This window comes from Enterococcus sp. AZ095b (assembly GCF_051714725.1).
GTDB lineage: Bacteria > Bacillota > Bacilli > Lactobacillales > Enterococcaceae > Enterococcus_B > Enterococcus_B pernyi.
Map to the genome: position 1 here is coordinate 415,962 of NZ_JBIOSL010000001.1, position 25,301 is coordinate 441,262.

The window sequence follows — 25,301 nt, forward strand, 5'->3', positions numbered from 1 at the left end:
TTGTTTTTCTATTTTTAGAACTTGGCGCTTTTTTAGGCTATTTTTTTGAAGGATAGGAGCTGACGAATGACAAAACTCCAACCTTTCATCGATACAACTAGACAGAATACGTCAATTGTTTATAGGCGATTCCTCAGTTTTTTTCTATAATGAACAACTAGTGAAAATGAAAGGGGATGGCAGAGATGCACAAAATGAAAAAAGTACTTTTTGCTGCACTGATCGCCAGCAGTTTCTTTCTTTGTCAGACAGTCAGGGCAGATTCAAGTCAGCCACCATCAGAAACCAGTGAGTCACAGATCCAGGAGAGTCGGGAGCCACTAGACTCGTCACATACACCTCCTAACGAAGCTGATCCATCAGATTCGACTCGCTGGGAGAAGTTGGAGCAACAACGTAAAGAATTGGAAGATACGTTGGAACAAGCGAAACAACAACTTATCGAAAAACAAAAGGAAATCGATCAAACAGTGAACGATTTAGCAAATCAAGCAGTGAGTGATCGCGATGAGTTAGCTGAGAAAATAGCTGAAGAGCGAGAAAAAGCCGAATTAGCAAAACAAAAAATAGCATCTGCGACCCAACGGGCAACCGAAGTACAAACGGAATTGCAAGATTTAGCAACGTCTACGGTTGCGTCAGTGGATCAGACACAAGCGGATATTCAAGCAGCTCGTACGGAAATCCATGAAAAAGCAGCAGAAGCTCAAGCGACAATGGCCGATTTCGAAGTAAGAAAAGCGGATTTGTCTGCCAGTATCGAAAGAATCAAGGCGACCTTACATTCCGCCGGAAAACGGTCGGTAGAAGCGGGGACAGTTACTAAAACAGAAACAAAAGTAGTGGAAGAACGACCCGCGAAGACATTACCAAAAACGGACGATCGCCGGTCAATTTATTTGTCAGTGATCGGTAGCTTGTGCTTGCTGGTTGTTTTTGTCGGTGCTGTGTATCAAAAAAGAGTTTGAGTGTGATATCTCAAACTCTTTTTTTGTTGTTTGAAAATAACGGATTGATTATTGGTATATATTTATTTTAAAAAATAAATGGTCGGATAATAGATTTTTCCGTTCGTTTTCGTTGCTTTTGCTGGTTTTTTAAATGTATTCAATCAATGCTTCCTATTTTTTTGGATAAATGGTATACTCGTTTTATTGTTTTTAGATATTTTCTAGAAAATTTACAAAAATAACGATAAACGCTCTTTCACGAGCGGAGAGAAAATAGGAGTGGAAAGAATGAAAGCATATATGCAACGAATGGGTCGCTCATTGATGTTGCCAGTAGCAGTCTTACCAGCGGCTTCTTTACTGGTTGGTCTTGCGAATTGGTTCGTAGGAGTAGGCATCAGTAATGCGGGAACGACCTTCTTAATGAATGCAGGGCTAGCGATTCTTAACCATCTTGCCTTATTGTTTGCGGTGGGTTTGGCATTGGGAATGTCAAAAGACAAAGATGGATCAGCTGCTTTGGCAGGATTGGTCGCTTACTTGATCCCTCAAACCGTTTTATCTGCGGATTCAGTACAAGGATTATTGCATCTGGGAGATCTCACTGAAGTCAATCCGGCTTTCAATACAATGGATAACAATGTATTTGTTGGAATCGTGGCAGGATTAGTCGCTGCTGCGATGTATAATCGGTTTAGCCAAGTGAAATTACCTATGGCCTTATCATTTTTTAGTGGGAAACGCTTAGTTCCGATCATGTCTGCCTTGAGCATGTTGGTTATTTCTGCGATATTATTATTTATTTGGCCAACTGTTTATGATGTACTGGTTTCCTTTGGGAAGGGGATTTCTCAATTAGGGTTTGTCGGTGCAGGACTATACGGTTTCTTCAATCGTTTATTGATTCCAACAGGCTTACATCATGCACTGAATTCTGTTTTTTGGTTCGATGTGGCAGGTATCAATGATATTGGAAACTTTTTAGCTGGACAACAAGCGTTAGATAGTGGAAAAGCAATAATTGGACAAACCGGTATGTATCAAGCTGGGTTTTTCCCAGTCATGATGTTCGGTTTACCTGCTGGGGCCTTTGCTATTTATCAAAGTGCACGTCCAGAAAAGAAAAAACAAGTCGCTTCTTTGATGCTAGCAGCCGGTTTTGCTGCGTTCTTTACAGGTGTGACTGAACCATTAGAATTTTCATTTATGTTTGTGGCGTGGCCGTTGTATGTTATCCATGCCATTTTTACAGGAATTTCATTAGCAATCAGTGCCTTTTTCCATTGGACAGCTGGTTTTGCTTTTAGCGCTGGTTTTGTGGATTACTTTTTGTCGTTGCAGAATCCAGTCGCCAATCAACCATTGATGTTGCTCGTTCAAGGAGTATTTTTTGCAGCTATCTATTATTTTGGCTTCCGCTTTGCCATCAACAAGTTCAATTTGATGACACCAGGAAGAGAAACAGAAATTGGCGAAGAGACACCTGATATTGCTACGGGAACTAATGAATTTAGCCAACTAGCTGCGGTGATCTATGATGCACTAGGTGGAAAAGAAAATGTAAAAGCAATCGATAATTGTACGACACGCTTGCGTCTACAGGTAAAAGACACAGCAAAAGTAAATCAAGAAGCGATTAAACAAACTGGTGTCCCAGGGGTAAAAGTAATTGATCAAACAAATATTCAAGTCATTGTAGGCACACAGGTCCAATTTGTAGCAGACGAAATGACGAAACTCCAACAAGGTAGTAAGGTAGCGCAAGAGACCGCTCAATCAATTTCTCACCAAGATGTGCCGGTTTCTGCTTCAAAGACAAGTAAGGAAACATTTGAACTCTATGCACCGGCGCTCGGTAAAATCATTCCGATCACTGAAGTCGGCGATCCTGTTTTTGCAGAAAAAATGATGGGTGATGGCTATGCAGTCCTGCCGGAAGCAAAAGAAATATTTGCACCAATCAGTGGAACGATCACTAGTATATTTCCAACGAAACATGCACTGGGGATCGAAACAGATAATGGGCTTGAAGTGTTGGTGCATATGGGAATCAACACGGTTGATTTACAAGGAGAACCCTTCACTCTTTATGTCAAACAAGCACAACGAGTGGAACGAGGTCAATTATTGGCAGTTGTTGACTTAGCGATGCTAGAAAAAGCAGGTAAACAAACAGATATGATCGTTGTATTTACAAATAGTGAGAAAGTTGAAAGTCTAACCATTGAAAAAAGACCGCTGGTTGAGGCGAATGAGGTGATTGGACAAGTCCAGTCATTGTGAAGCGTGTGTGAGTAAAAAACGAGTGGAGACCCTAGAAATTTGGCGGGTCTTCACTCGTTTATTTGTTTTGATTTTATTAAACCAATCGAACAGCCGTCCCGCTACAAGTGACCATCAACATCCCATTATCTGAACCTAAGACTTCATAATCCATCTTCATCCCGATGATCGCATTTGCGCCAAGTGCTTCTGCGCGTTGCGCCATTTCAGCTAATGCTTCTTCTCTTGCTGTCAATAATTCCCCTTCATAACTTTTTGAGCGTCCGCCAAAAACGTTACGAATCCCTGCACCTAAATCTTTTAAGACGTTGATTCCCGTAATGACTTCACCAAAAACAATTCCCTCATAAGACTCAATGACTTGATGTTCTACGCTATTTGTTGTTGTAATGATCATTTTGATCACTCCTTTCTTTAAGGAAAGTATAGCAAATATCTCTTTTTAGTCCTATCTTTATCTTCACATAAATAAAAAAACTATCGTTCATTATATCGCATTATTTCCATTACCCATAGGAGTTGATATATACTTAATACAGTATAAAGAAAACCCTTACAAAAAGGGTGCTAAACTGAAGGAGGGGAATTCGTTGAAGAAAAGTATCTTATTGCTTTCTCATAGTAAGAAGGTCACAGACGGCATCAAAGAGATGATTGAACAAATGCAACAAACCGATGACGTAGAAGTATTATCACTTGGCGGAATCGAAGAGGGAGAACTCGGTTCTGATCCGATGAAGATCGTTGATGCCGTCAATCAATCAGCCGATTCAGCTGCTTATTTTGTCTTTGCTGATCTTGGTAGCGCAGTGATGAATTCAGAATTGGCAAAAGATTTATTGGAGGAAGCCCAACAAAAAAACTACTACTTGGTGGATGCCCCCTTAGTAGAAGGAGCCTTTGCAGCTACTATTACAGCAGGGACAACCGACAATATCGAACAAATCATAGAAGAAGCACGACAAGCAGGGAAGAAAGGGTGGATGTAAATTGAAAAAAATCATGAACGAACCTGGGGATATCGTAGAAGAAATGCTAGAAGGGATCGTAAAGAGTTATCCAGAGCTAGTACATCGTGTAGAAGATTCTCGTGTAATTGCGAAAAATCAGTTGAACGAACAAGTCGGGTTAGTTTCTGGAGGTGGTAGTGGACATGAACCAGCTCACGCAGGTTTTGTTGGAGATGGTATGTTAAGTGCAGCAGTTTTGGGGGATGTTTTTACCTCACCGACACCTGATCAAATCCAACTAGCGATCAAAGAAGCGGACCAAGGACAAGGTGTGTTATTGATCATCAAAAACTATACTGGAGATCTATTGAATTTTGAAATGGCAAAAGAGTTAGCTGCTATGGATGAAATTGACGTCGAAGAAGTAGTGGTCGATGATGACATCGCGGTAGAAAACAGCACGTATACGGCAGGGAAGCGTGGCGTAGCGGGGACTATTCTTGTCCATAAGATTTTAGGAGATGCTGCCAAAAATGGCGCGAGCTTGACTCAACTGAAGGAATTAGGAGAGCGAGTGGTTGCTGCGACCAAAACAATTGGTGTCGCATTACGGGCTGCGACTGTCCCAGAAGTAGGGAAGCCTGGCTTTGACCTAAATGAAGACGAAATCGAATACGGTGTAGGGATTCATGGCGAACCAGGTTATCGTCGAGAAAAACTGCAACCCTCTAAATTGTTAGCGAAAGAGTTAGTCACGAAAATTTTGAGTGAATATACTGAAAAACCAAAAGAAGTCGGTGTCTTAGTGAATGGGATGGGTGGTACACCATTGATGGAACAATTTGTATTCATGAATGATGTGTTGACGTTGTTGAATGAAGAACAGGTGGATGTTACTTTCCATAAAGTCGGTGATTTGATGACTTCATTGGATATGCAGGGACTATCATTAACAATGGTTGACTTAACAGAAACCACTTGGAAAGAAGCTTTAACAAGTCACGTAGAAACGATTGCATGGTAAAGGATGATGAAAAAATGAAGTTGACGGTAAAAGAGATCCAAGCTTGGCTTAACCGCTTTGCTGAAGAGATCAAAGAGAAAAAAGCGTACCTAAGTGATTTAGATACCCCCATTGGCGATGGGGATCATGGGAATAATATGGGAAGAGGTGTGACAGCCTATGAAGCAGCTTTTCAACAGGAGGCACCTGACACTATCAGTGATACCTTCAAGATGTTTTCTATGGCAATGATTTCCAAAGTAGGAGGCGCCTCGGGTCCTCTTTACGGTTCTGCGTTTATGAATTTGATGAAAGCAACAAAAGGAGTAGAGCAGATCGATTCACAAGAACAATTAGGTGAGTTCATCCGTGAAGGAGCGAACGGCATCCAAGCAAGAGGAAAAGCGGAACAAGAAGATAAAACCATGTTAGATGTTTGGTTCCCTGTAGCTGAAGCACTAACCGCAGGGAATCTTACGAAAGAAGTAATTGAGCAGGCAAAAGAACACACAGCAGGATTAGTCGCGAAAAAAGGACGTGCTTCTTATTTAGGTGAACGTTCAATCGGACATATTGATCCTGGTGCGGCATCTAGTGCCATCTTGTTTACTACGTTATTAGAAATAATCGACGAAATATAAAAAAAGTTGGATAGAAGGATCTAACCTCGATAAATCAGGCGCCATCCACAGTGGTTTTAACCTTATGTGGATGACGCCTTTTTTAAAACCATTATTTTTTGGTCCGTCCTTTATCCTGTTTAAGGTGAGACAAGTGGTTGTTTGTTAGATATTCCCAATGCCACCGCCCAATTCTGGACGATTGATTTCATCAACCACTGAGACTGTTACCGTTTTTTCGACTCTTGGATCTTCTGTTACGCCAAATGTCACGGCAAATTCGCCAGTTTTGTTTGCTTCAATCGAGGAATGCTTCACGTAAACATTTGCCTTTTGTCCAAGGAGAGTCACGGCATTTGCGCCGGTTGCTTGGATCAGTGAGAGGTCATCCGTTTGACCTAACTGGACAGTTGCATCGAATGCTTGCAAAAAGAATCTGGAAGGAACGTAGTTATCCGAAGTGACGGTAAGATTGACAGTTTTAGTAAATAAACTTGAGTCTCCTTTGAGACCGAATGTAACAGTGTAATTTCCTGGCTCAAACTTGATTGTGGAGTGTTTGATTTCTACAGGCAAGGAATGTCCTAAAATATCAGTTGACTTGGCATCAGTCATGATGATCAACGTTTGTTCGTCCAATTGGTCGATCGAGACAGTAGCATCCGATGCGTCGACAAAGTAAAGATTTTCTTGCTCGTTCCCTGCGTCATTAGTAACTGTGACTTGGACTGTCTTACGGATCTTTGGTTCTTCTTTGATCCCTAAAACGATTTGATACGTACCAGGGGTATCATTCACTACATTTGATTTCTTGATCACAACATCTACTGGAGAGCCGCCAGAAGTCAGCGCTTGCGCATTTGTTGCTTGAAGGGTAGCTGCTTCATCTACTTGCCCCACCGGAACCGTTGCATCCTCAGCAGTTAATTGATAAATACCATAAGTCGGACAGTCTTCAAGTTTATCGACGACAGTGACTGTGATCTCTTTTTCTACTGAAGACATGATGGTCGTGCCGATCGTTGCTTGATAGATGCCTGGAGTGTCTTGTACATTGGCTGACTTGATGATCGGAGGGACTTCTACGCCAATTGAATTTGTGATGCGGGCATGAGAGGCTGTTAAAATATTCTCGTTAGACGTTTCGCCAACTTCCAATACAACATTTGACCCACTAATGGCAAAGGCGCCAATGAAGTCAGTTTCGCCAGCTGTTGGATGTATTTCCTCAGCGCCGACAGGTTGAGAGACATTCAAGCATGAGACTGCACATAAAATCGCACTAGCAGATAAAGCAATTTTCAAAATCATCGATTTCATTTTTTATTCCTTCTTTCTAAAATAATTTTTAATACCTATAACAATATAACAGCTGTTTGAGTTATTAACGTAACGACAATTATGTAATTAAAGAAAAAATGGTGCGTGCAATAAGAAGAACATTTTTCAACAGATTGAGCAATGGAATCAATAAAGGCTTCTTCAATTCAATCGATTTCCGCTTAGTTCAAGATTAAAAAACGATGTTATTTTTTGTCGTTCGAATGATCAAGAAAAATTTTTTTGTTGACAAAAAAAACAGTGCGTTCTAAGATAGGAGATAGATGAATAAGGAATTAGACGATGAATAAAACGAAGTAGTGGATAAAGCCAATGTTTCAGAAAGCTAGTGGTTGCTGTGAACTAGTACATGCTTTAGCGCGAATTACATTTTAGGAGTCTATGGCATGAAGCCACGCGACAGCGTTAAATGTTAGAGAGATATGTTTGGAAAACAAACATATAATTTGGGTGGTACCGCGAATTTTCGTCCCTTGACTTGATTGTCAAGGGATTTTTTTGTTGTCTGCCCGGTAATAAATGACATGCTGGCAGGGACCTGCTTTCATAAAAAAAGATATGGAGGGAAATGTTATGAATATTATTGATGAATTAACTTGGCGTGATGCCATTAACCAACAAACCAACGAAGAAAGACTTCGCGAGCTTGTTGAAGAAAAGAGTATCTCGCTTTACTGTGGTGTCGATCCAACAGGAGATTCGATGCATATTGGGCATTTGATCCCGTTCATGATGATGAAAAGATTCCAATTAGCAGGGCATCATCCATACATCCTGATTGGTGGAGGAACTGGAACGATCGGTGATCCAAGTGGACGGACAAGCGAACGTGTTTTACAAACGATGGAACAAGTCCAACATAATGTGGATGCATTATCGAACCAAATGCGCAAACTTTTTGGGAAAGATGCCAATATTACATTTGTGAACAACTATGACTGGTTATCAAATATTTCTTTATTAGAATTTTTAAGAGACTACGGAAAAAACTTCAACATCAATACGATGTTAGCGAAAGATATCGTGGCAAGTCGTTTGGAAGTCGGAATTTCATTTACCGAATTTACTTACCAAATCTTGCAATCGATCGACTTCTTGCACTTACACAGAACATACGATGTGCAATTACAGATCGGTGGAGCTGACCAATGGGGAAACATCACTGCTGGTTTAGATCTGATCCGTAAATTGGAAGGACCAGAAGCGGAAGCCTTTGGGTTGACGATCCCATTAATGCTAAAAGCAGATGGAACAAAGTTCGGAAAAACTGCCGGTGGTGCAATCTGGCTAGACCCTGAAAAAACATCCCCTTACGAATTCTACCAATTCTGGTTGAATCAAGATGATCGGGATGTTGTGAAATACTTGAAATTCTTTACTTTCTTATCACAAGAAGAAATCAATGAATTAGCGAAAAAAGTGGAGACAGAACCTGAAAAACGTGAAGCACAACGCCGTTTGGCAGAAGAAGTGACACGTTTTGTCCACAGCGAAGAAGACTTACAAGAAGCGCAAAAAATCACAGCTGCATTGTTCTCTGGAAATATCAAAGAACTAAATGCGTCAGAAATCGAACAAGGCTTTGGAAACATGCCGAATGTAGAGATTTCAAGTATCCCTGAAAATATCGTGGAACTACTTGTTTCCACAAAAATCGAGCCATCAAAACGTCAAGCGCGTGAAGATGTGTCGAACGGAGCTATAAGTATTAACGGTGATCGCGTAACCGATTTAAATTTTGTCATTGATCCAGCTACAGAATTTGATGGTAAATTCGTAGTGATCAGAAAAGGGAAAAAACGCTACTTTTTGGCCAAAGTAGTTGATTAGAATTTAGTAATTTTTTACCTTGTAAAAGGTCTATTCCATTACAAAATTCCAATTTTTGAAACTTATCCTAATAGTTACGCCGGTTGTCGTTAATACAATCATGAGGAGAGAATTTACATTTGTAAATTCCCTCCTTTTTTTAATTTTTATCAATTGTACCAACAATTCAAACAATTAAAAACATTAAAATGAAATGAGAAAAATAGGAAAAGTGATATTTACAGAAATAAAAAACAGGTGTAATCTAAGCCTCGACAAAATTTAAAAAATTATTTTAGGAGGGTTTCTAAATGGAATCAAAGGTAAATGATTTAAATTTGAATGCACTATTCATTGGAGACAAAGCAGAGAATGGCCAAATCTATAAAGCTTTGTTAAATGAATTAGTGGACGAGCACTTAGGATGGCGTCAAAATTATATGCCACAAGATATGCCGATCATTACGCCGGAAGAAAAAAGCAGTGAAAGCTTCGCGCACACGATCAATAAAACAAAAGACGTGTTAGCTGAAATCTCTACGCGGATGCGTACACACTCTGTCCCATGGCATAATGCAGGTCGTTATTGGGGTCATATGAACTCTGAAACATTGATGCCATCATTATTAGCCTATAATTTTGCGATGCTATGGAATGGAAATAACGTCGCATATGAATCTTCTCCAGCAACAAGTCAAATGGAAGAAGAAGTCGGAATGGAATTTGCTACATTGATGGGGTACAAAAATGGCTGGGGCCATATCGTTGCAGATGGCTCATTAGCAAATTTAGAAGGTCTTTGGTATGCGCGCAACATCAAATCATTGCCACTTGCAATGAAAGAAGTGGCACCTGAATTGGTTTCAGGTCAAACAGATTGGGAATTGATGAATCTTTCAACTCGGGAAATCATTGATCTGTTAGATCAAGTGCCAGAAAAAATCGATGAGATCAAAGCACATTCTGCACGCAGTGGAAAACATCTTCAACAATTAGGTAAATGGTTAGTCCCACAAACAAAACACTATTCATGGTTGAAAGCAGCAGACATCATTGGTGTCGGACTAGATCAAGTGATTCCAGTGCCTGTGGATCACAACTATCGCATGGACATCAAGGAACTTGAAACAATCATTCGTGAATTGGCTGCTGAACAAACACCGGTTTTAGGTGTCGTTGGTGTCGTTGGTTCTACTGAAGAAGGGGCAATCGATGAAATCGATAAAATCGTTGAATTACGTCGCAAGCTAGAAAAAGAAGGCATTTATTTCTACCTACACGTAGATGCAGCTTATGGTGGTTACGGACGTGCGATCTTCCTTGATGAGAACAATGAATTCATCCCATTTGATCAATTAAAAGAAGTACACGCAAAACATCATGTCTTCACAGAAAATAAAGATTATCTTTTAGAAGAAGTACACCGTGCATATCAAGCAATTGAAGAAGCAGAATCAGTGACGATTGATCCACATAAAATGGGCTATGTTCCTTACTCTGCTGGAGGTATCGTGATCCAAGACATTCGTATGCGTGATGTGATCTCTTACTTTGCAACCTATGTATTTGAAAAAGGAGCAGATATCCCAGCATTGCTTGGTGCCTATATTTTGGAAGGATCAAAAGCCGGAGCAACTGCCGCAAGTGTTTGGGCAGCGCATCACGTACTACCGCTTAATGTGACTGGTTATGGTAAATTGATGGGAGCATCGATTGAAGGCGCACATCGTTTCTTCCACTTCTTGAACAATTTAACCTTCAAAGTGGGCGATAAAGAAATCGAAGTTCATCCATTGACTTATCCAGATTTCAATATGGTTGATTATGTATTCAAAGAAAAAGGGAATGACGATCTGGTAGCGATGAATCAGTTGAACCATGATGTGTATGACTATTCTTCTTATGTCAAAGGAAGCATCTATGGCAATGAATTCTTGACATCTCATACAGACTTTGCAATTCCAGATTATGGCAATAGCCCACTTCAATTTGTAAAACAATTAGGATTTACAGAGGAAGAATGGGAACGTGCTGGAAAAGTCACAGTCTTACGTGCCAGTGTCATGACGCCGTATATGAATAAAGCAGAACATTTTGAAGAATATGCAGAAAAAATCAAAGCAGCGCTTCAAAGTAAATTAGAAAAAATCTATGCAGATCAGTTAGTGGCAAACGAAACAAAATAAACGTAAATATTATGATGAGTGAAGAGAAAGCAAGTAGAATGAGCGCTCATTTCTCGTTCGAAACGAATAAAGAATGAGCCTCCTTTCTCTTATCAAATCTTTCATGTTGGAGTGCCTTTGAAGCTTGATGATCCAAGCAAAAAATACTCAAAGCACAAGTTGACCATACGTTTGCTTTTATTTGCTGTTAATGAAAAGTTTCAAAGACACGCCTATTTATTTCTTAATAAGGAGAGTGTCAAAATTGAGTAAAGCTCAAGTAAGTAAAATGGGGCTAGGGACATTCATTGGTTTGACCATGGCGCTATGTGCCACTGTTCGTAGTATCCCAACATTGTCAGCTGTTGGTTGGACATTGATTTTTTACACGATTTTTGCCGTCTTGTTTTTTGCTGGACCCATTTCAATGATTTCTGGTGAATTATCAACGATGCTGCCGCAAGAAGGAGGCCCGCAACTTTGGGTCAAAACAGCTCTAGGTAGTAAATGGGGATTTGTCGTTGCATGGTTGCTTTGGGTGCAAATGTTCCCAGGAATGGTCATGGTCGCTTCTACCTTAGGTCCATTGTTAGGGAATACGTTTGGGAACGCCGCTCTTGGCAACAATCACTACTTCGTTTTAGGGTGTATCTTGGTCATTTACTGGATCATCACCTTGCTCAACTTGAAGTTTGACATGGCGAAAGTTGGTGGGAATATTGGTGTTTGGTTGGGTGTTTATATTCCTGTGGTGATCATGTTTGTTTTGGGGATATTAGCGTTTTTCAAAGTGGGACTTGTTTCAAACGGCTATTTGGGGGATTTTTCATGGTCGAAAGCATTGCCTGATCTACAACACAGTGATTCATTGAAATATTTGGCGGGGATCACATTTATTTTTGTGGGAATCGAAATGAGCTCAGTGTATATGCCTCGTTTGAAAGATGCAACGAAGAACTATACTAAAGGGGTCTTTATTGCATTGATCGGACTAGTTTTATTGAATGTCATCAACGCCTTGTTTGTTGCAAATGTCGTACCAGAAGGAAGAATGGAATTGGCAAACATCACACAACCAGTATTGATCTATTGTGATATTTTAGGATTGCCAACGATCATCGGTAATATCTTCAGCTTTATGGTCTTTATTGGTGTGTTATTACAATTGTCTGCTTGGGTAACTGGACCTTCTAAAACGATCATCCAAGTAGCACGTGAAGGATTCTTGCCACCAAAATTTGGCTTCCATAAAGAAAATGAATATGGTGTTTCAAGAAATGTGGTATTGACGCAATCAGTAGTTATTTCCCTCTTTGCGTTACTTTATGGCGTCATGGATGATGTAAGTGCGGTCTTTCTTACATTGACGAATGCAACAACAGTGATTTATTGCATCGTATATCTCTTGATCGCCATATCTTTAGTGAAAATGAGAAATAGCCATCCAGAATTGCCTCGTCCTTATCGAATCGGTAAAAAAGGAAATGGCTTTGCGTGGCTGGTTAGCTGTATGCTGATGTTGGCAATTATCGCCGTTGTTGTTTCAACGTTAGGAACTTCAACATTAGCGGATGCATTGCTTGTTGCGGTCATCGCAATCGTGATGTTCGTTATTCCGCTGATCATCAATCGCGTGAAGAAAGCAACTTGGTTGACTGAAGTTGAAGCAGACTTAAAAGAATAGTGGGGGGACTCCCTCTTAGAGAATATAAAACAACGAGGTTGTGACAGAAGTGTTCAGCTCCGAGAAATAAGCGTGAAGGAGTTACTTCTGGAACACCGTTTATTCGGTTCTAGGGGATGCAAGATAACTCATATCCTGGGCTCGTTGTTTTTCTTAAAAAATCAAGAGCAAAAAATAGAGCCGTCTCAACTTTTGGCGAAGTAGACGTGCTCTAATGCTCTATCGATGCTATCTGCTTTGAACGGACTACATGGGGCATGTTAATGCATGCCTCTTTAACCACATTTTAAGAGATTTTTAGAAAGAATAGAAGAGATTTCTTTTTTTGCTTATTTCTAGTTAAATACAAATGTGGACTTATCGTTAGTGGATCAGTTGATTACTAGTAAAATAAATAGCAAAGTATCTTTTGTCCGAAGACAAGATGCTTTGCTATTTTTGTTTGATTTGCCTAGGAATGGATGCCCTATTCTTCTTTCAATGGAACGACCGTTTCGCGTTTGATCAAACGATGGGGGATCACTAAACGTACACCATTGCTAACTTCTTCATGGATCAGTTCTTGTAATTTTTGCATCGCGACTCGACCTAACTCAGAGATATCGATGTCGATACTTGTTAAGTAAGGATGCATCAATGTAGAAAAAATCGAGTTATTGAAGCTGATCATCGAAAGGGTTTCCGGGATGATATAGCCATACATTTGGGCGAGTTGCATCGTGCGTAAAGCAAAAATATCATCGATAACAACTAGCGCTGTCGCTTCAGCTTTTTTTAAGATCGTGTCAAAATCCAAGTAATCTTCAGCCTGTTCCAAGGTCACACTTGGATGGGCGTTCAGTCCTGCTAACATCATCGCTTTTTGATAACCGAAATAGCGTTCAAAGTATAAACTTTCATGTGTTGTATTGGTCACGAAAAGAATATTTTTATGGCCATTATCGATCAAAAATTCGGTGGCTTGCTTTCCTAACAGTTGATTGTCGTTATCAATGTAGATGATTTCGTTCTCATGATGGTATGGTTGTCCGATCAGTGTGAACGGAATCTGTTGTTCATAAAGATAATCGATGACTGGATCGTCACTATCGGAGTAGACTAGGATAAAACCATCAACTTGTTTTTGTAAATGCATCCGCTGAACGTTCTCTAATAAGACGTCGAAACTTTTTGCGGTAGCAATAGCTGTTGTCACACCGTGATGTCGTGCTTCTTCGTTGATTGCTTCCATGATTTCTAAATAAAACGGGTTGCCAAGACGCTCTTTGGAATCGAGTGGTGGAAGAATGACACCTACAGCGCTTGATACACGTTTACCAAGATTTCTCGCTGTGATATTGGGGACATATCCTAGTTCATCCATGATTTTTCGTACTTTCTTTTTCGTTGTTTCGGAAATACTTGGATGGTCGTTGATCACGCGAGAAACAGTAGATGTCGCTACGCCTGCTTTTTTTGCAACATCTTTCACTGTAATTGCCATAAGTTAAATCACCTTTCTTTTTCATCGTCCATCGTCTTGTTGAAACCAAGTTAAATAAAACTGGTTAAGTGAATGTACTAAATTCATAAGTTGTTTGGCTGACACGTTCTTGTCCAGGGCGTAGCGTAATCGAGCCAAACTCCGGGAAATGAACGATATCTGGTATTTCTTGTGGTTCGATCGCTAAGCCAAAATGAGAATGCATGTTTTGACCGTTGATCTGTAAATCTGCATCGAACCCAGTTGTAGAAAATAATACCATACTTTTGTTCGTAGTTGCTATATTCATTTGGCGACCGGAAGCTTCTTCTGATAAAGTTAAGCTATTTTTGGTGAGTTTAGGCGTATTTAATAAAAAAACGTCATCAAGACCTGAAGGATACTTGGATAAAATCTCTGTCAGTGTATTTGGTTCTTGAAAATTGATGGGTAAGTCCGCTTTGTCTAGTGTTTCCCCTGTAGGTAATTTGTCATGATTCAAAAGTAACAAGCTATCTAATTGAATCTGGAGTTGATGGGAATCAATATCACGTTTTCCATTTCCAGATAGATTGAAATAGGCATGGTTTGTCGGGTTGCAAATCGTTTCTACTACACTGTTAGCTTTAGTGATCATCACTAGTCTATTTCCTTCTAATTGATAGGTCACAGTCGCGGTGATTGGTCCAGGATAACCTGAAAATGTATCTTTTAAATAAAAGACGACACCCACTGCTTGAGGTGATTTGAATACTTCTACCTCCCAAAACTGAAAGGACCAGCCGTTTGTTCCGCCGTGGATATGATGGTTGCCATTATTTTTTTCTAGTTGGTGAGGGCCCCATTCACCATTTCTGATCCTACCTGCCACTGGACCAACCGTTGCACCGAAAAAACTATAATCAGATAAAACATCTTGAAGATTGTCGTAAGAGAGTAAGATATTTTCCATTTGTCCAAATCTATCTGCTGTGAATATTTGATGCAAGCGAGCGCCATAATTGAGAAGAACGACTTCTAGCTCGTCGTTCTTCAATGTGATTTTTTTTAGATTTGTTTGTTTGATGGGGAGGACAGAGATGCTTGGTTCAGACATCTTTGCGCCAAACGTGTTGTAGATAGTCGAGTGTTAACGAAGACGTATCAGCGACGATCGGAATGTCCTCCCCAAGATCTTCCTTGCGTCCAACTCCTACAGGATAAGCACCACTTGCGATGATCGCTTGGATGCCTGCTTTTGCATCTTCAATACCTAAACAATCAGTCGCCTCGAATCCGATTTCTTTGGCTGCTAATAAAAAGATATCAGGGGCGGGTTTGCCACTTGCTACTTTGCTAGGATCAGCAATCGCATCAAAGTAATCTGTTAGTTGCATTTTATCTAGTAATAATGGTCCGTTTTTACTAGCAGAAGCCAAGGCGATCTTGATGCCAGCTTTCTTTAATTCTGTTAATAAAGGAACAATACCCGGAAATACGTCTGTTGGCGTGATTTCTTGGATCATTTCTAGATAATACTCATTTTTACGTTTAGCTAAAGCAGCGAATTCTTCGTTTGAAAAGACATTTTCTTTCTTGCCATAAGCAAGAAGCAATGTTAATGAATCTTCTCGGTTGACTCCTTTTAATTGTTCGTTGAAATTTCGGTCGATTGAAATCCCGATTTCTTCACCAAGTTTTTTCCAGGCGCGATAATGGAATTCTGCTGTGTCGGTGATGACACCGTCTAAATCAAATAGGACACCTTTAAACATGTGCATCGTCCTTTCTTAATGGAATCGTCAATTGATCTGTTAGCTCTTGTGCTTGTCCATACACAGTCAATTCCAGTGCCTCACCATTCAGTAATGTAAAGGTGACTTGTTCATCAGAAACAGCGATGAAAATCAAGCGACCCCGGTAATTGATATGGAAAGAATAGGCATTCCATGTGTTTGGTAAAAATGGTGCAAAAGATAATTCGCCATGGGCGGTTTTCATTTGTGCAAAACCTTGAACGATCGCTAGCCAACTACCTGTCATTGACGTGATGTGCAAACCATCTTCCGTATCATTGTTATAGTTATCCAAATCTAAGCGAGCAGTACGTTGGTACATTTCGACCGCTTTTTCTTCCAAGCCAAGTTCAGCAGCTAAAATCGCGTGGATACTTGGAGAAAGAGAAGATTCGTGAACGGTCATCGGCTCATAGAAATCAAAGTTCCGCTGTTTTTCTTCTTTGGTAAATTCTTCATTGAAGAAATAGATGCCTTGTAACACATCCGCTTGTTTAATGAAGCAAGAACGCAAGATCTTATCCCAAGACCATTTTTGGTTCAATGGCAATTCGCTAAGTGGTAAATCCGAAACTGGCATCAAATCTTTGTCTAGGAATGTATCATGTTGGACAAAAATTCCTTGTTCCTCATCGATCGGGTAGTACATGTTTTCGACAATATCTGCCCATTTTGCTAATTCTTCTTCGCTGATTTCAATTGTTGTTTCTTCTTTGAACGCTAAATAATTTTCACGAGTATAACGAAGGACCCAAGCAGCAATCGTGTTCGTGTACCAATTGTTATTGATATTGTTTTCGTATTCATTTGGACCAGTCACGCCGTGGATCATATACTTGTTTTGACGTTTGGAGTAATGGACACGATCCGCCCAGAAACGAGCAATCTCAGCCAATACTTCAAGTCCTTCATTTTTCAGATAAGAGGTATCGCCGGTATAATTTGTATAATTGTAGATCGCGTAAGCAATCGCACCGTTACGATGGATCTCTTCAAAGGTGATTTCCCACTCATTGTGGCACTCGACACCTGTAAAGGTCACCATTGGATAAAGCGCGCCTTTCAATCCTTGTTGTTGGGCATTGTGGATGGCTTGTGGTAACTGATTGTGACGGTATTTCAATAAATTTTTTGTGACTTCTGGGTCAGCTAATGCTAGATATAATGGCACGGCGTAAGCTTCTGTGTCCCAGTATGTCGCACCACCGTATTTTTCGCCAGTGAAGCCTTTTGGTCCAATGTTCAACCGTTCGTCTTCTCCGTAATAAGTAGAGAACAATTGGAAAAGATTGAAACGGATGCCTTGTTGCGCTTCATCGTCGCCTTCGATCACTACGTCAGCCAATTCCCAACGTTTTGCCCAAGCAGTCGTTTGTTCTTTTTTGGCTTCATCATAATGAGTAGTTAACTGATCAAATTCATCCATAAGTGTTGCCACTTGTTGTGCTTCAGGGATATCACGACTTGTCAAAACCAAGACTTCTTTATCCACGACCACAGGATCATTTGGTGTTAGATCATACGAGAATACACCTTGTAACGCTAATGTTTGTTCTTCAAATATAGGTGTTGTTTCTTTGCTGTTGATAAAATGACGCATGCCTGCAGTGACGGTGAATTGCTCAATGTCAAATGCATTAGGAATGGTCTTCGTTGTCAAATAACCGATCGAGTCTTTTGTGCCACGGTCGGTCTGATTCCAGAAATGCTCATCGTAGTTACTATCTTCATTTTGGACATTTCCATCCAGTTTCGAAACAAATTTTACAGTGGCAGAGCCGGCTATCAATTCAACCTTTACACGAATATAAGCCGCTTCGCTTTTAACAATACTCAAGAAACGTTCAAATGAGAAACGGACTTTATTTGTAGCTGTCGTAATCGCAAACTGACGAGACAAGACCCCGTTTTTCATATCTAATTCCCAAGAGAAATCTTCTGGATCTAGTGAAGCTAAGTCAATCAATTGGTCGTTGATGTAAATATCCATTGCAATAAAGTTGACTGCATTGATGACTTTTCCAAAGTATTCAGGATAGCCGTTTTTCCACCAACCTACACGAGTTTTGTCAGGGTACCAGATACCGGCTAAATAAGTGCCTTGGTGATGATCGCCAGAGTACGTTTCTTCGAAGTTTCCACGCATTCCCATGTAGCCGTTCCCAATACTTGTCAATGACTCTTGTAAACGTAAGTTTTCTTTATCTAATGTTGTCGTGCTGATTTTCCAAGGGTCGATCTGGAATAAGCGTTTGATTTGTTTCATGATTCTCCTCCTAAATGTTTCATTTCTTAGGTTTATAATAAACGCAACCGGTTGCGTCAGTCAATAGTAAACTGATAAATACTCAATCTTTTTTATTGGCGAACACTTCGCAAGGGGATAGAAAGCATCATTGCCCTAATATTTCTTTATAGTTCTTATTATATTAGCTGTATCATACTTTTGGATAAAAAAATAAATAAAATAAAAATAAAGCATTTACAAAAAAAGGAATAACCTCTATAATACGGATTAACGAAACCGATTGCGTAAAGGAGAGATAGAAATTGAAGAAAATGTTTAGTTTTGATTTTTGGCAGAAATTTGGAAAGGCTTTAATGGTCGTTGTAGCAGTTATGCCAGCTGCTGGTTTAATGATCAGTATCGGGAAATCGATCCCATTGATCAACCCGAACATGGCAGCACTTGTCACTACGGGTGGCGTTCTTGAAAGTATTGGTTGGGCAATTATTGGGAACTTGCATTTATTATTTGCATTAGCGATAGGTGGTAGTTGGGCAAAAGAACGAGCAGGTGGTGCATTCGCTGCCGGAATCTCGTTTGTTTTGATCAATCGGATCACAGGAGCAATCTTCGGGGTCACAACAGAGATGTTAGCAAACGAAGACGCCTTCACACATACGTTGTTCGGTACACGAATCATGGTGAAAGGATTCTTTACGAGTGTCTTAGAAGCTCCTGCATTGAACATGGGGGTATTCGTAGGGATCATCGCTGGGTTCGTCGGTGCGATGGCTTATAACAAATACTATAACTACCGTAAATTACCAGATGCACTTTCTTTCTTTAATGGGAAACGATTTGTTCCTTTTGTAGTGATTCTTTGGTCAACGATCGTAGCTCTTATTTTGGCAGCAGTTTGGCCAGCTATTCAAGCAGGAATCAACAACTTTGGTTTATGGATTGCACAATCGCAAGATAGCGCACCAATTTTAGCACCATTTTTATATGGAACATTAGAACGGTTATTACTACCTTTTGGTTTACACCACATGTTGACGATTCCAATCAACTATACGCAATTAGGTGGAACATATGAGATTTTATCTGGCGCACAAGCCGGTACACAAGTATTTGGTCAAGATCCACTATGGTTAGCTTGGGCAACTGACTTAGTGAACCTGCGAGGTGCAGGAGACATGGCACAGTATGAATTCGTCTTGAACAATTGGACACCGGCACGTTTCAAAGTCGGTCAAATGATTGGTTCTTCTGGTATTTTGATGGGGATGGCGCTTGCGATGTATCGCAATGTCGATCCAGACAAAAAAGCAAAATACAAATCCATGTATTTCTCAGCTGCTTTAGCTGTCTTTTTAACAGGGGTAACAGAACCACTAGAATTTATGTTTATGTTTGCGGCAGTTCCACTGTATGCAATCTATGCAGTGATCCAAGGAGCAGCTTTTGCGATGGCGGATATCTTACCGTTGCGTGTCCACTCCTTCGGGAATATCGAATTATTGACGCGAACACCATTAGGGATCAAAGCAGGACTTGGCGGCGATTTGATCAACTTCGTCATCTGTGTCATTCTCTTTGGCGTAGTCACTTATTTCTTAGCAAACTTCTTGATCAAGAAATTCAACTTTGCGACACCAGGACGTAACGGGAACTATGATAGTGACAGTGAAGAAACAACCACTGGCACGACAACAGGAGCGGCGGATCAACAAATTATCCAAATCATCCATTTATTAGGTGGAAAAGAAAATATCAAAGACGTGGATGCTTGTATGACGCGTTTACGTGTAACAGTGGCAGATCGAGGTAGAGTTGGTTCAGAAGACGCGTGGAAACGTGCTGGCGCAATGGGCTTGATCGTCAAAGACAATGGTGTCCAAGCAGTTTATGGGCCAAAAGCAGATGTGTTAAAATCAGATATTGAAGATTTGTTGCAATCAGGCGCAGATATTCCTGAACCACAAATCAAAGAAGTCGTGATGGAAAAAGAAACAGCGACAGCAGCATTAGGGATCGAAAAAGAATTGTACGCAGTAGCCAAAGGAGAAGTGATTGCTTTAGCAGCGGTCAATGATCCAGTATTCTCACAAAAAATGATGGGTGACGGTTTTGCAGTCATTCCTGAAACAGATACGATCACTGCTCCAGTAGCGGGTAAAATCGTTAGCGTATTCCCAACGAAACACGCCATCGGGATGGAAACAGCTGAAGGCGCAGAAGTACTGATCCACATGGGAATCGATACTGTCCAAATGGCGCAACCCGCATTTGAAGTATCTGTGAAAGAAGGACAAGAAGTCACACCAGGCATGCCGATTGCACGCATGGATCTTGCAAAAGTCAAAGAACAAGGAAAAGATACAACGATCATGGTTGTTTTCACGGATGATAAAGTGAAAGAAATTGCGATCACTACACTTGGTTCTGTTGAAATGGGTACAGAAATCGGAAAAATCAAGCTATAATAAATAAAAGAAGTGATCAGAGATTGTGACGAAAAAGCGAGACGATTGAGGAGAGATTTCTTCAATAATCAGCGCTGACGTAACAGTCTCTGATTTTTATGTAAAAATAGAAAAGAGGTTCCAAAAAAATGAAAATAATGACGTTGAATACACATAGTTGGTTGGAAGAAGAACCAGTAACTAAACTACAAGACCTTGCAGACAAGATTTTAACTGAGCGCTATGATGTCATTGCTTTGCAAGAGGTCAATCAACTGATTGAAACAAAGATCGTAAATGAACAAGAGCTAGTCGGTTTTTGTCCAGTAACGAATCAGACCCCAATCCACAAAGATAATTTCGCTTATTGCTTGATCCGACGACTGGCAGAAGCAGGAGAATCCTATTTTTGGAGTTGGGAAATGAGTCATATTGGTTATGACAAGTATGAAGAAGGAAACGCTATTTTATCAAAGGCTCCTTTGGATAGTCGGGCATACATAGTGTCTGAAACAAAAGAAAAAGAAAACTACCGTACCCGCATGGTCCTTGTTGCCAAAACAGTTATTGACAATCAACCAATCGTTGTCGCAAGCTGTCATTTCTCTTGGTGGTCAGATATAGAAACGGGCTTTGCCTACGAGTGGCAATTCTTACAGAAAGAACTCCTAACTTATCAAATACCTTGCTTGTTGATGGGTGATTTTAATAATCCAGTAGGTGAGGAAGGGTATCGCTTAGTTAATGAAGATAACCAATTGAACATCAAAGATTCATATGTTTTAGCCGAACAAAAATCTGAAGAAGCCACGATCGAGAAAAAAATCGATGGCTGGGAAAACAATACAGAAGCACTGCGAATCGACTATATTTTCGTTCCGACTGAGAGTAAAGTCAGTACGTATACGCGCGTCTTTGATGGGACGAATGGCCCGGTCGTTAGTGATCATTTTGGAGTGTCTGTAGAAATGGATCTATAAGATAGGTGCTTTTTGCCGTAGTTGGATTCACTCAAATAAGTTTGATGAGGAGAAAGATTGGATTGATCAAGATAAAGCGAACGAATAAGAGCTGACAAGTCATAGGATTTTTCATACCCACTTACTTACGTTTCATATAACGATTAACCAAGAGAATGTCTGCTGAGAAAGGATAAATTATCTACTCTCAAATTTTTAAGAATAAGCGAGGCTATGACAGTCAATCTGTCATAGCCTCGCTTATTCTTATACATATATGATAGATGTTACGTATAATCTAAAAAAATGATAGCCTAGCTGATTTTCACATTTTTTTCTTTTCTAAAATTAAACTTTTGTGAAAGATAGATGCCTAAAAAGGATAGCCAACCGGCAATAGTCGCAGCAACAACGAAGTAGAAATAGACGGGAAGGTCGTAATAGAGAATGATCTCGTTGATGCCATTATGCTGTTTGACGATCGGTGTACCGATATCGGTCAATTCAAAATCCGTCAATTTCTGTCCATTTTGCATCAAGACGGTTCGATCATACACGATAACTGGCACATGAACAGTCGGTTCACCGGTATTTTTCCATTTGATACTCAACCGACCATCAGGATGTGATTTGATGAATGTTGTTTCATTTTCCAGGATTTCTTCATTGTATCGATCGTATTTATTTGCCTTTGTTTGTTTATAGATCGGCAAATAATCTGGCGTAGTTTTCTGGAAAACAAATAAACTTTTGGACATATCACGACTGTAGAAAGTTTTTCTTGCTTCATCAGGTGTATCGAACAAATACGTATGACGACTGACGAAGGTTTCATCTTCCCATTTATTGAGGTGACGGTATAAGTTTTGGATGGTCTGAACAGAACTGATCAGGATCAGTAAGGTCGCAGCTATCCGTAACCAGGTTTTGTTTTCCCAACGATTGGCGACGATTGCAAAGTAAAGTAAGAAAAGCAAGGTAAATGGGACAAAGAAACGAAATGGAAACTGAATCAAGCTAATAAATGGCACTTCGTTTTCAACTAATGTATTCCAAGGGATCAGGCTGGTTGAAAGTAAGAAGAACACAACACTTGTGCGTAACAAAAGTTTTGGAAACAGTTCTTCTCTTTTTCGGAACAATAAGAAACATAAAAATCCAGCAAATAAAACGACAGGTAGGATTTTCGGATAATTCAACCAGTAACTTCCCTCAAGATTGATTGATTTCTCTGTCATGCGTCGATTGACGAAAGGTGGAAGAATCTCATTCCCACTGTAAACCATCGCCATACCTACCCAGATGTTTGCCGTTAGGATAAAGTAAAGCAAAATTGATTTCCCTAATTGTAAAAGAGCTTTTCCCTTGTTGGTTTGTGTGAAGAAATAATACCCATAAAAAGGAATATACATCAATACTAGCATCACAGAAGATAGCAGATGGATCTGCGTCATCAATGCAATCGCTGCAGTTACTTTAAGTACAGGGAATTTTTTATGCACGATGAAATCAACGAGCGGGATCATACATAAAGGATAAAATACTGTTCCCCAGCTCGTAAAACCTTGATTAACAGCCCAATATTGGATCGAATAGGTCGTCATGAACAGGACTGAAACCGGTACACTTACCCATTCACGTACTTTTACATAACGCAACAAAGTCAACATGGACCAACCTGCGATAAGGAAGAGGATAAAATTCGATAAAATCTGGTAATGATACCAACTTCTAGCAACGAGTACGATCAACCCTTGAAAGTATGAGAATAAGGGACCGTAGATTGCATTGACGATCCGACCGCTTTGTTGAAAGCCATACATCGATGGGAAGTAGTGTAAGTCTCCGTGAATAATTTGTTGGGCTGCATCATAAAAACGATTGTAATGAAATGGCGCATCAGCCCCGATGATCAATTTGTGTGATAATATATTTGGCAATACGAAAATAATTGCGAAAATAAAAATCAAAAAATATGGTCTATATTTTTTCAACTGTTTGGCTCCTTTTCATATAATAACTAAACTTATCATAAAGGTTAATGAAAAGAGAGGCAAGGAATTAGAAAAAAATTGAAAATAACATGAAATTATTTATGTAAATCATAAAGAAATCAATTGGAAAAGTTAAATGACCACATTTATTTACAATAAAATAAAGGGTAGAAATAAAAGCCTCCGTTTATAATGATCAAAAAGCCACTGGTCTTCATCAATTGAAGGAGTGGCTTTTGATTTTATACGAGTGAGGTAGAGTGATTATTTATTGATACGACGGTAGTTTTCATCGAAGTAACGACCTTCACGAATGTCTTTTGGCATTCCTTCATAAGGTTCTTCGCTAATTACATCTTCATTATCAACACCCGCATCACCCATATAAGTAATTGTCGCAAATTCTGGAACGACTAGTTTTGGATATGTTTCATATTTTTCACGAGCAGCTTCCATTTCCGCAATATGTTCGTTTTGGAAAGTGACAGTGATCTCTGGATGTTCTTCGACCCATTTAGGGAAGAAAATCGTGCCATGGAGTTTTTTCTCATTTGGCATAAAGTCTAAAGCAACGTCTGTACCAGTTGGTTCAGTCCAAGTGATTTTAAAAACACCATCTGTTAATTTTACAATATCTGCTTCTTGATCTTTGACCCAACGCCCTTTGACCATTCCGCCATGAATACGATAGTCAACGGTGTGGTCATTTTTTGCATACCATTCATATTCCCAACCATTATCATACGTATAGATAAAGTGAGTTCCAATAAAATCTTCTAAGTTTTTGAATTGTTTCATGTAAAACATCTCCCTTTAAATTAAAACATGTAATAATTTACATGTTTTTGATTACGTGATTATGATAGAATGATTTTGAGAGAATGTCAAGGAGGAAATTTTGATGGCTAGAAAAAATACATTACGCTATATATTACTGGGATTACTGAGCAAAAAAAATCAAACGGGGTATGAATTGAATCAAGCATTCAAAAATGAAATCGGTGAATTCTGGCAGGCAAAGCATAGTCAGATCTATCCTGAACTGGCCAAAATGGAAGAACTAGGAATCATCAAACATGAAGTAGGAATCACTGGAGTCAAGCTAGAAAAGAAAATTTATCAGCTGACTGAAGAAGGGCGTGTTTTGTTAAACGAATGGATCCATACCTCGCCAAATGAACTTCCAGTCAATCGAGACGAATTTGTCTTGAAACTTTATTTTGTGAAAGATATCAATGATCCAACATGGATTGAGATTCTTGAACAGCAAAAGGAGCTTCATGAAGAAAAAAGACAGCATTTATTCGCCCGACAACAAGTGATTTTCCCGACAGAAAAAGACCAACATGAAAATTATGGCCATTATCTGATCTTGTCTCACGCAATCAATCGAGAAACCGAATATATCAATTGGTTGACACAAGTATTGGAACAAGAAATAAGAAAATAAATGGAAAGTTTATGACAAACAACTTAAAAAGGCGACAACCACAAAAATTTGAAAAACAATTTTCGTGGATGGCGCCTTATTTCTCGAGGCTGAACACTTCTGTCTAGACCTCGTGGTGGCTTTTTTATTTAACTGTAGCAAGTCGGCTACAAGTTCTAATGGAG

The 25,301-nt window shown here is 39.7% G+C and carries 19 protein-coding genes and 1 other annotated feature; of the genes, 11 read left to right on the top strand and 8 right to left on the bottom strand.

All coding sequences use genetic code 11. The annotated features are described in order from the left end of the window. The first annotated feature begins 185 nt into the window (after positions 1-185). A complete protein-coding gene (locus IGJ99_RS01980) occupies positions 186-968 on the top strand; it encodes an LPXTG cell wall anchor domain-containing protein (protein WP_438770526.1) in 783 nt (260 codons plus the stop codon). 270 nt (positions 969-1,238) lie between these two features. Further along, positions 1,239-3,233: an N-acetylglucosamine-specific PTS transporter subunit IIBC gene (nagE, locus tag IGJ99_RS01985; protein ID WP_096081354.1), complete on the top strand. Its 1,995-nt coding sequence runs from the start codon at positions 1,239-1,241 to the stop codon at positions 3,231-3,233. Between the two features lie 76 nt (positions 3,234-3,309). Here the strand turns inward: nagE and IGJ99_RS01990 are convergent, their stop codons facing one another. After that, on the bottom strand, positions 3,310-3,630 hold the full coding sequence (locus IGJ99_RS01990; RefSeq protein WP_010736398.1) for a heavy metal-binding domain-containing protein: 321 nt from the start codon (positions 3,628-3,630) through the stop codon (positions 3,310-3,312). A gap of 193 nt (positions 3,631-3,823) precedes the next feature. Here IGJ99_RS01990 and dhaM point away from each other — a divergent pair, with 193 nt between their 5' ends. From dhaM to dhaL, 3 genes are read left to right on the top strand one after another with little or no spacing between them, the layout of a single operon-like run. Continuing rightward, on the top strand, positions 3,824-4,222 hold the full coding sequence (dhaM, locus tag IGJ99_RS01995; protein ID WP_438770528.1) for a dihydroxyacetone kinase phosphoryl donor subunit DhaM: 399 nt from the start codon (positions 3,824-3,826) through the stop codon (positions 4,220-4,222). A 1-nt stretch (position 4,223) separates the two neighbouring features. After that, a complete protein-coding gene (dhaK, locus tag IGJ99_RS02000) occupies positions 4,224-5,207 on the top strand; it encodes a dihydroxyacetone kinase subunit DhaK (RefSeq protein ID WP_349520919.1) in 984 nt (327 codons plus the stop codon). A 14-nt stretch (positions 5,208-5,221) separates the two neighbouring features. Beyond that, positions 5,222-5,827 carry a dihydroxyacetone kinase subunit DhaL gene (gene dhaL, locus IGJ99_RS02005; protein WP_010736395.1) on the top strand — a complete coding sequence of 202 codons (606 nt, stop codon included), beginning with the start codon at positions 5,222-5,224 and terminating at the stop codon, positions 5,825-5,827. 144 nt (positions 5,828-5,971) lie between these two features. Here dhaL and IGJ99_RS02010 read toward each other — a convergent pair whose 3' ends face one another. Next, positions 5,972-7,126, bottom strand: a complete 1,155-nt coding sequence (locus IGJ99_RS02010; protein WP_438770530.1) for a hypothetical protein — start codon at positions 7,124-7,126, stop codon at positions 5,972-5,974. A 294-nt stretch (positions 7,127-7,420) separates the two neighbouring features. Next, positions 7,421-7,624 (top strand) — a binding site (T-box leader). A gap of 96 nt (positions 7,625-7,720) precedes the next feature. On the opposite strand from IGJ99_RS02010, the gene tyrS reads away from it, so the two are divergent. The 3 genes from tyrS (at position 7,721) to tyrP (ending at position 12,805) form a co-directional block, all read left to right on the top strand. Beyond that, entirely contained in the window at positions 7,721-8,977 is a 1,257-nt protein-coding gene (tyrS, locus tag IGJ99_RS02015; protein WP_153829908.1) for a tyrosine--tRNA ligase, read from the top strand. 290 nt (positions 8,978-9,267) lie between these two features. Then, on the top strand, positions 9,268-11,142 hold the full coding sequence (tdc, locus tag IGJ99_RS02020) for a tyrosine decarboxylase (RefSeq protein ID WP_010736392.1): 1,875 nt from the start codon (positions 9,268-9,270) through the stop codon (positions 11,140-11,142). Between the two features lie 244 nt (positions 11,143-11,386). Continuing rightward, positions 11,387-12,805 (top strand): tyrosine-tyramine antiporter, encoded by a 1,419-nt coding sequence (gene tyrP, locus IGJ99_RS02025; RefSeq protein ID WP_062805731.1) that lies wholly within the window; start codon positions 11,387-11,389, stop codon positions 12,803-12,805. Between the two features lie 466 nt (positions 12,806-13,271). On the opposite strand, the gene IGJ99_RS02030 is transcribed toward tyrP, so the two are convergent. The 4 genes from IGJ99_RS02030 to IGJ99_RS02045 all read right to left on the bottom strand — a co-directional run bounded on the left by IGJ99_RS02030 (position 13,272) and on the right by IGJ99_RS02045 (position 18,308). After that, positions 13,272-14,288 (bottom strand): LacI family DNA-binding transcriptional regulator, encoded by a 1,017-nt coding sequence (locus tag IGJ99_RS02030; RefSeq protein ID WP_023519060.1) that lies wholly within the window; start codon positions 14,286-14,288, stop codon positions 13,272-13,274. 64 nt (positions 14,289-14,352) lie between these two features. Continuing rightward, complete coding sequence (locus tag IGJ99_RS02035; RefSeq protein ID WP_224434492.1) at positions 14,353-15,363, bottom strand: aldose epimerase family protein; 1,011 nt, start codon at positions 15,361-15,363, stop codon at positions 14,353-14,355. Beyond that, entirely contained in the window at positions 15,356-16,021 is a 666-nt protein-coding gene (gene pgmB / locus IGJ99_RS02040) for a beta-phosphoglucomutase (RefSeq protein ID WP_224434493.1), read from the bottom strand. The genes IGJ99_RS02035 and pgmB overlap by 8 nt, the downstream gene beginning before the upstream one ends. Further along, the gene (locus tag IGJ99_RS02045; protein ID WP_438770533.1) at positions 16,014-18,308 is read right to left on the bottom strand and encodes a glycoside hydrolase family 65 protein; all 2,295 of its coding nucleotides are present in this window, start codon (positions 18,306-18,308) and stop codon (positions 16,014-16,016) included. Before IGJ99_RS02045 ends, pgmB begins: the two co-directional genes overlap by 8 nt. 284 nt (positions 18,309-18,592) lie before the next feature. Here IGJ99_RS02045 and IGJ99_RS02050 point away from each other — a divergent pair, with 284 nt between their 5' ends. Together IGJ99_RS02050 and IGJ99_RS02055 are read left to right on the top strand one after the other, a co-directional pair. Beyond that, a complete protein-coding gene (locus tag IGJ99_RS02050) occupies positions 18,593-20,755 on the top strand; it encodes a PTS transporter subunit IIBC (protein WP_071866599.1) in 2,163 nt (720 codons plus the stop codon). A 128-nt stretch (positions 20,756-20,883) separates the two neighbouring features. Continuing rightward, a complete protein-coding gene (locus IGJ99_RS02055) occupies positions 20,884-21,714 on the top strand; it encodes an endonuclease/exonuclease/phosphatase family protein (protein WP_010736384.1) in 831 nt (276 codons plus the stop codon). A 293-nt stretch (positions 21,715-22,007) separates the two neighbouring features. Here the strand turns inward: IGJ99_RS02055 and IGJ99_RS02060 are convergent, their stop codons facing one another. Then, complete coding sequence (locus tag IGJ99_RS02060; protein ID WP_023519064.1) at positions 22,008-23,687, bottom strand: hypothetical protein; 1,680 nt, start codon at positions 23,685-23,687, stop codon at positions 22,008-22,010. Between the two features lie 264 nt (positions 23,688-23,951). After that, positions 23,952-24,485, bottom strand: coding sequence for a phenolic acid decarboxylase (locus tag IGJ99_RS02065; protein WP_023519065.1), 534 nt, complete (start codon positions 24,483-24,485; stop codon positions 23,952-23,954). Between the two features lie 103 nt (positions 24,486-24,588). Between IGJ99_RS02065 and IGJ99_RS02070 the strand changes: the two genes are divergently transcribed. Continuing rightward, on the top strand, positions 24,589-25,137 hold the full coding sequence (locus IGJ99_RS02070; RefSeq protein ID WP_010736381.1) for a PadR family transcriptional regulator: 549 nt from the start codon (positions 24,589-24,591) through the stop codon (positions 25,135-25,137). The last annotated feature ends 164 nt before the right edge of the window (positions 25,138-25,301 follow it).

Coding starts and splice junctions, on each gene's coding strand:
- IGJ99_RS01980 (WP_438770526.1), top strand. CDS start 186: ATGCACAAAATGAAAAAAGTACTTTTTGCTGCACTGATCGCCAGCAGT.
- nagE (WP_096081354.1), top strand. CDS start 1,239: ATGAAAGCATATATGCAACGAATGGGTCGCTCATTGATGTTGCCAGTA.
- IGJ99_RS01990 (WP_010736398.1), bottom strand. CDS start 3,630: ATGATCATTACAACAACAAATAGCGTAGAACATCAAGTCATTGAGTCT.
- dhaL (WP_010736395.1), top strand. CDS start 5,222: ATGAAGTTGACGGTAAAAGAGATCCAAGCTTGGCTTAACCGCTTTGCT.
- IGJ99_RS02010 (WP_438770530.1), bottom strand. CDS start 7,126: ATGAAATCGATGATTTTGAAAATTGCTTTATCTGCTAGTGCGATTTTA.
- tyrS (WP_153829908.1), top strand. CDS start 7,721: ATGAATATTATTGATGAATTAACTTGGCGTGATGCCATTAACCAACAA.
- tdc (WP_010736392.1), top strand. CDS start 9,268: ATGGAATCAAAGGTAAATGATTTAAATTTGAATGCACTATTCATTGGA.
- IGJ99_RS02030 (WP_023519060.1), bottom strand. CDS start 14,288: ATGGCAATTACAGTGAAAGATGTTGCAAAAAAAGCAGGCGTAGCGACA.
- IGJ99_RS02035 (WP_224434492.1), bottom strand. CDS start 15,363: ATGTCTGAACCAAGCATCTCTGTCCTCCCCATCAAACAAACAAATCTA.
- pgmB (WP_224434493.1), bottom strand. CDS start 16,021: ATGTTTAAAGGTGTCCTATTTGATTTAGACGGTGTCATCACCGACACA.
- IGJ99_RS02045 (WP_438770533.1), bottom strand. CDS start 18,308: ATGAAACAAATCAAACGCTTATTCCAGATCGACCCTTGGAAAATCAGC.
- IGJ99_RS02055 (WP_010736384.1), top strand. CDS start 20,884: ATGAAAATAATGACGTTGAATACACATAGTTGGTTGGAAGAAGAACCA.
- IGJ99_RS02065 (WP_023519065.1), bottom strand. CDS start 24,485: ATGAAACAATTCAAAAACTTAGAAGATTTTATTGGAACTCACTTTATC.
- IGJ99_RS02070 (WP_010736381.1), top strand. CDS start 24,589: ATGGCTAGAAAAAATACATTACGCTATATATTACTGGGATTACTGAGC.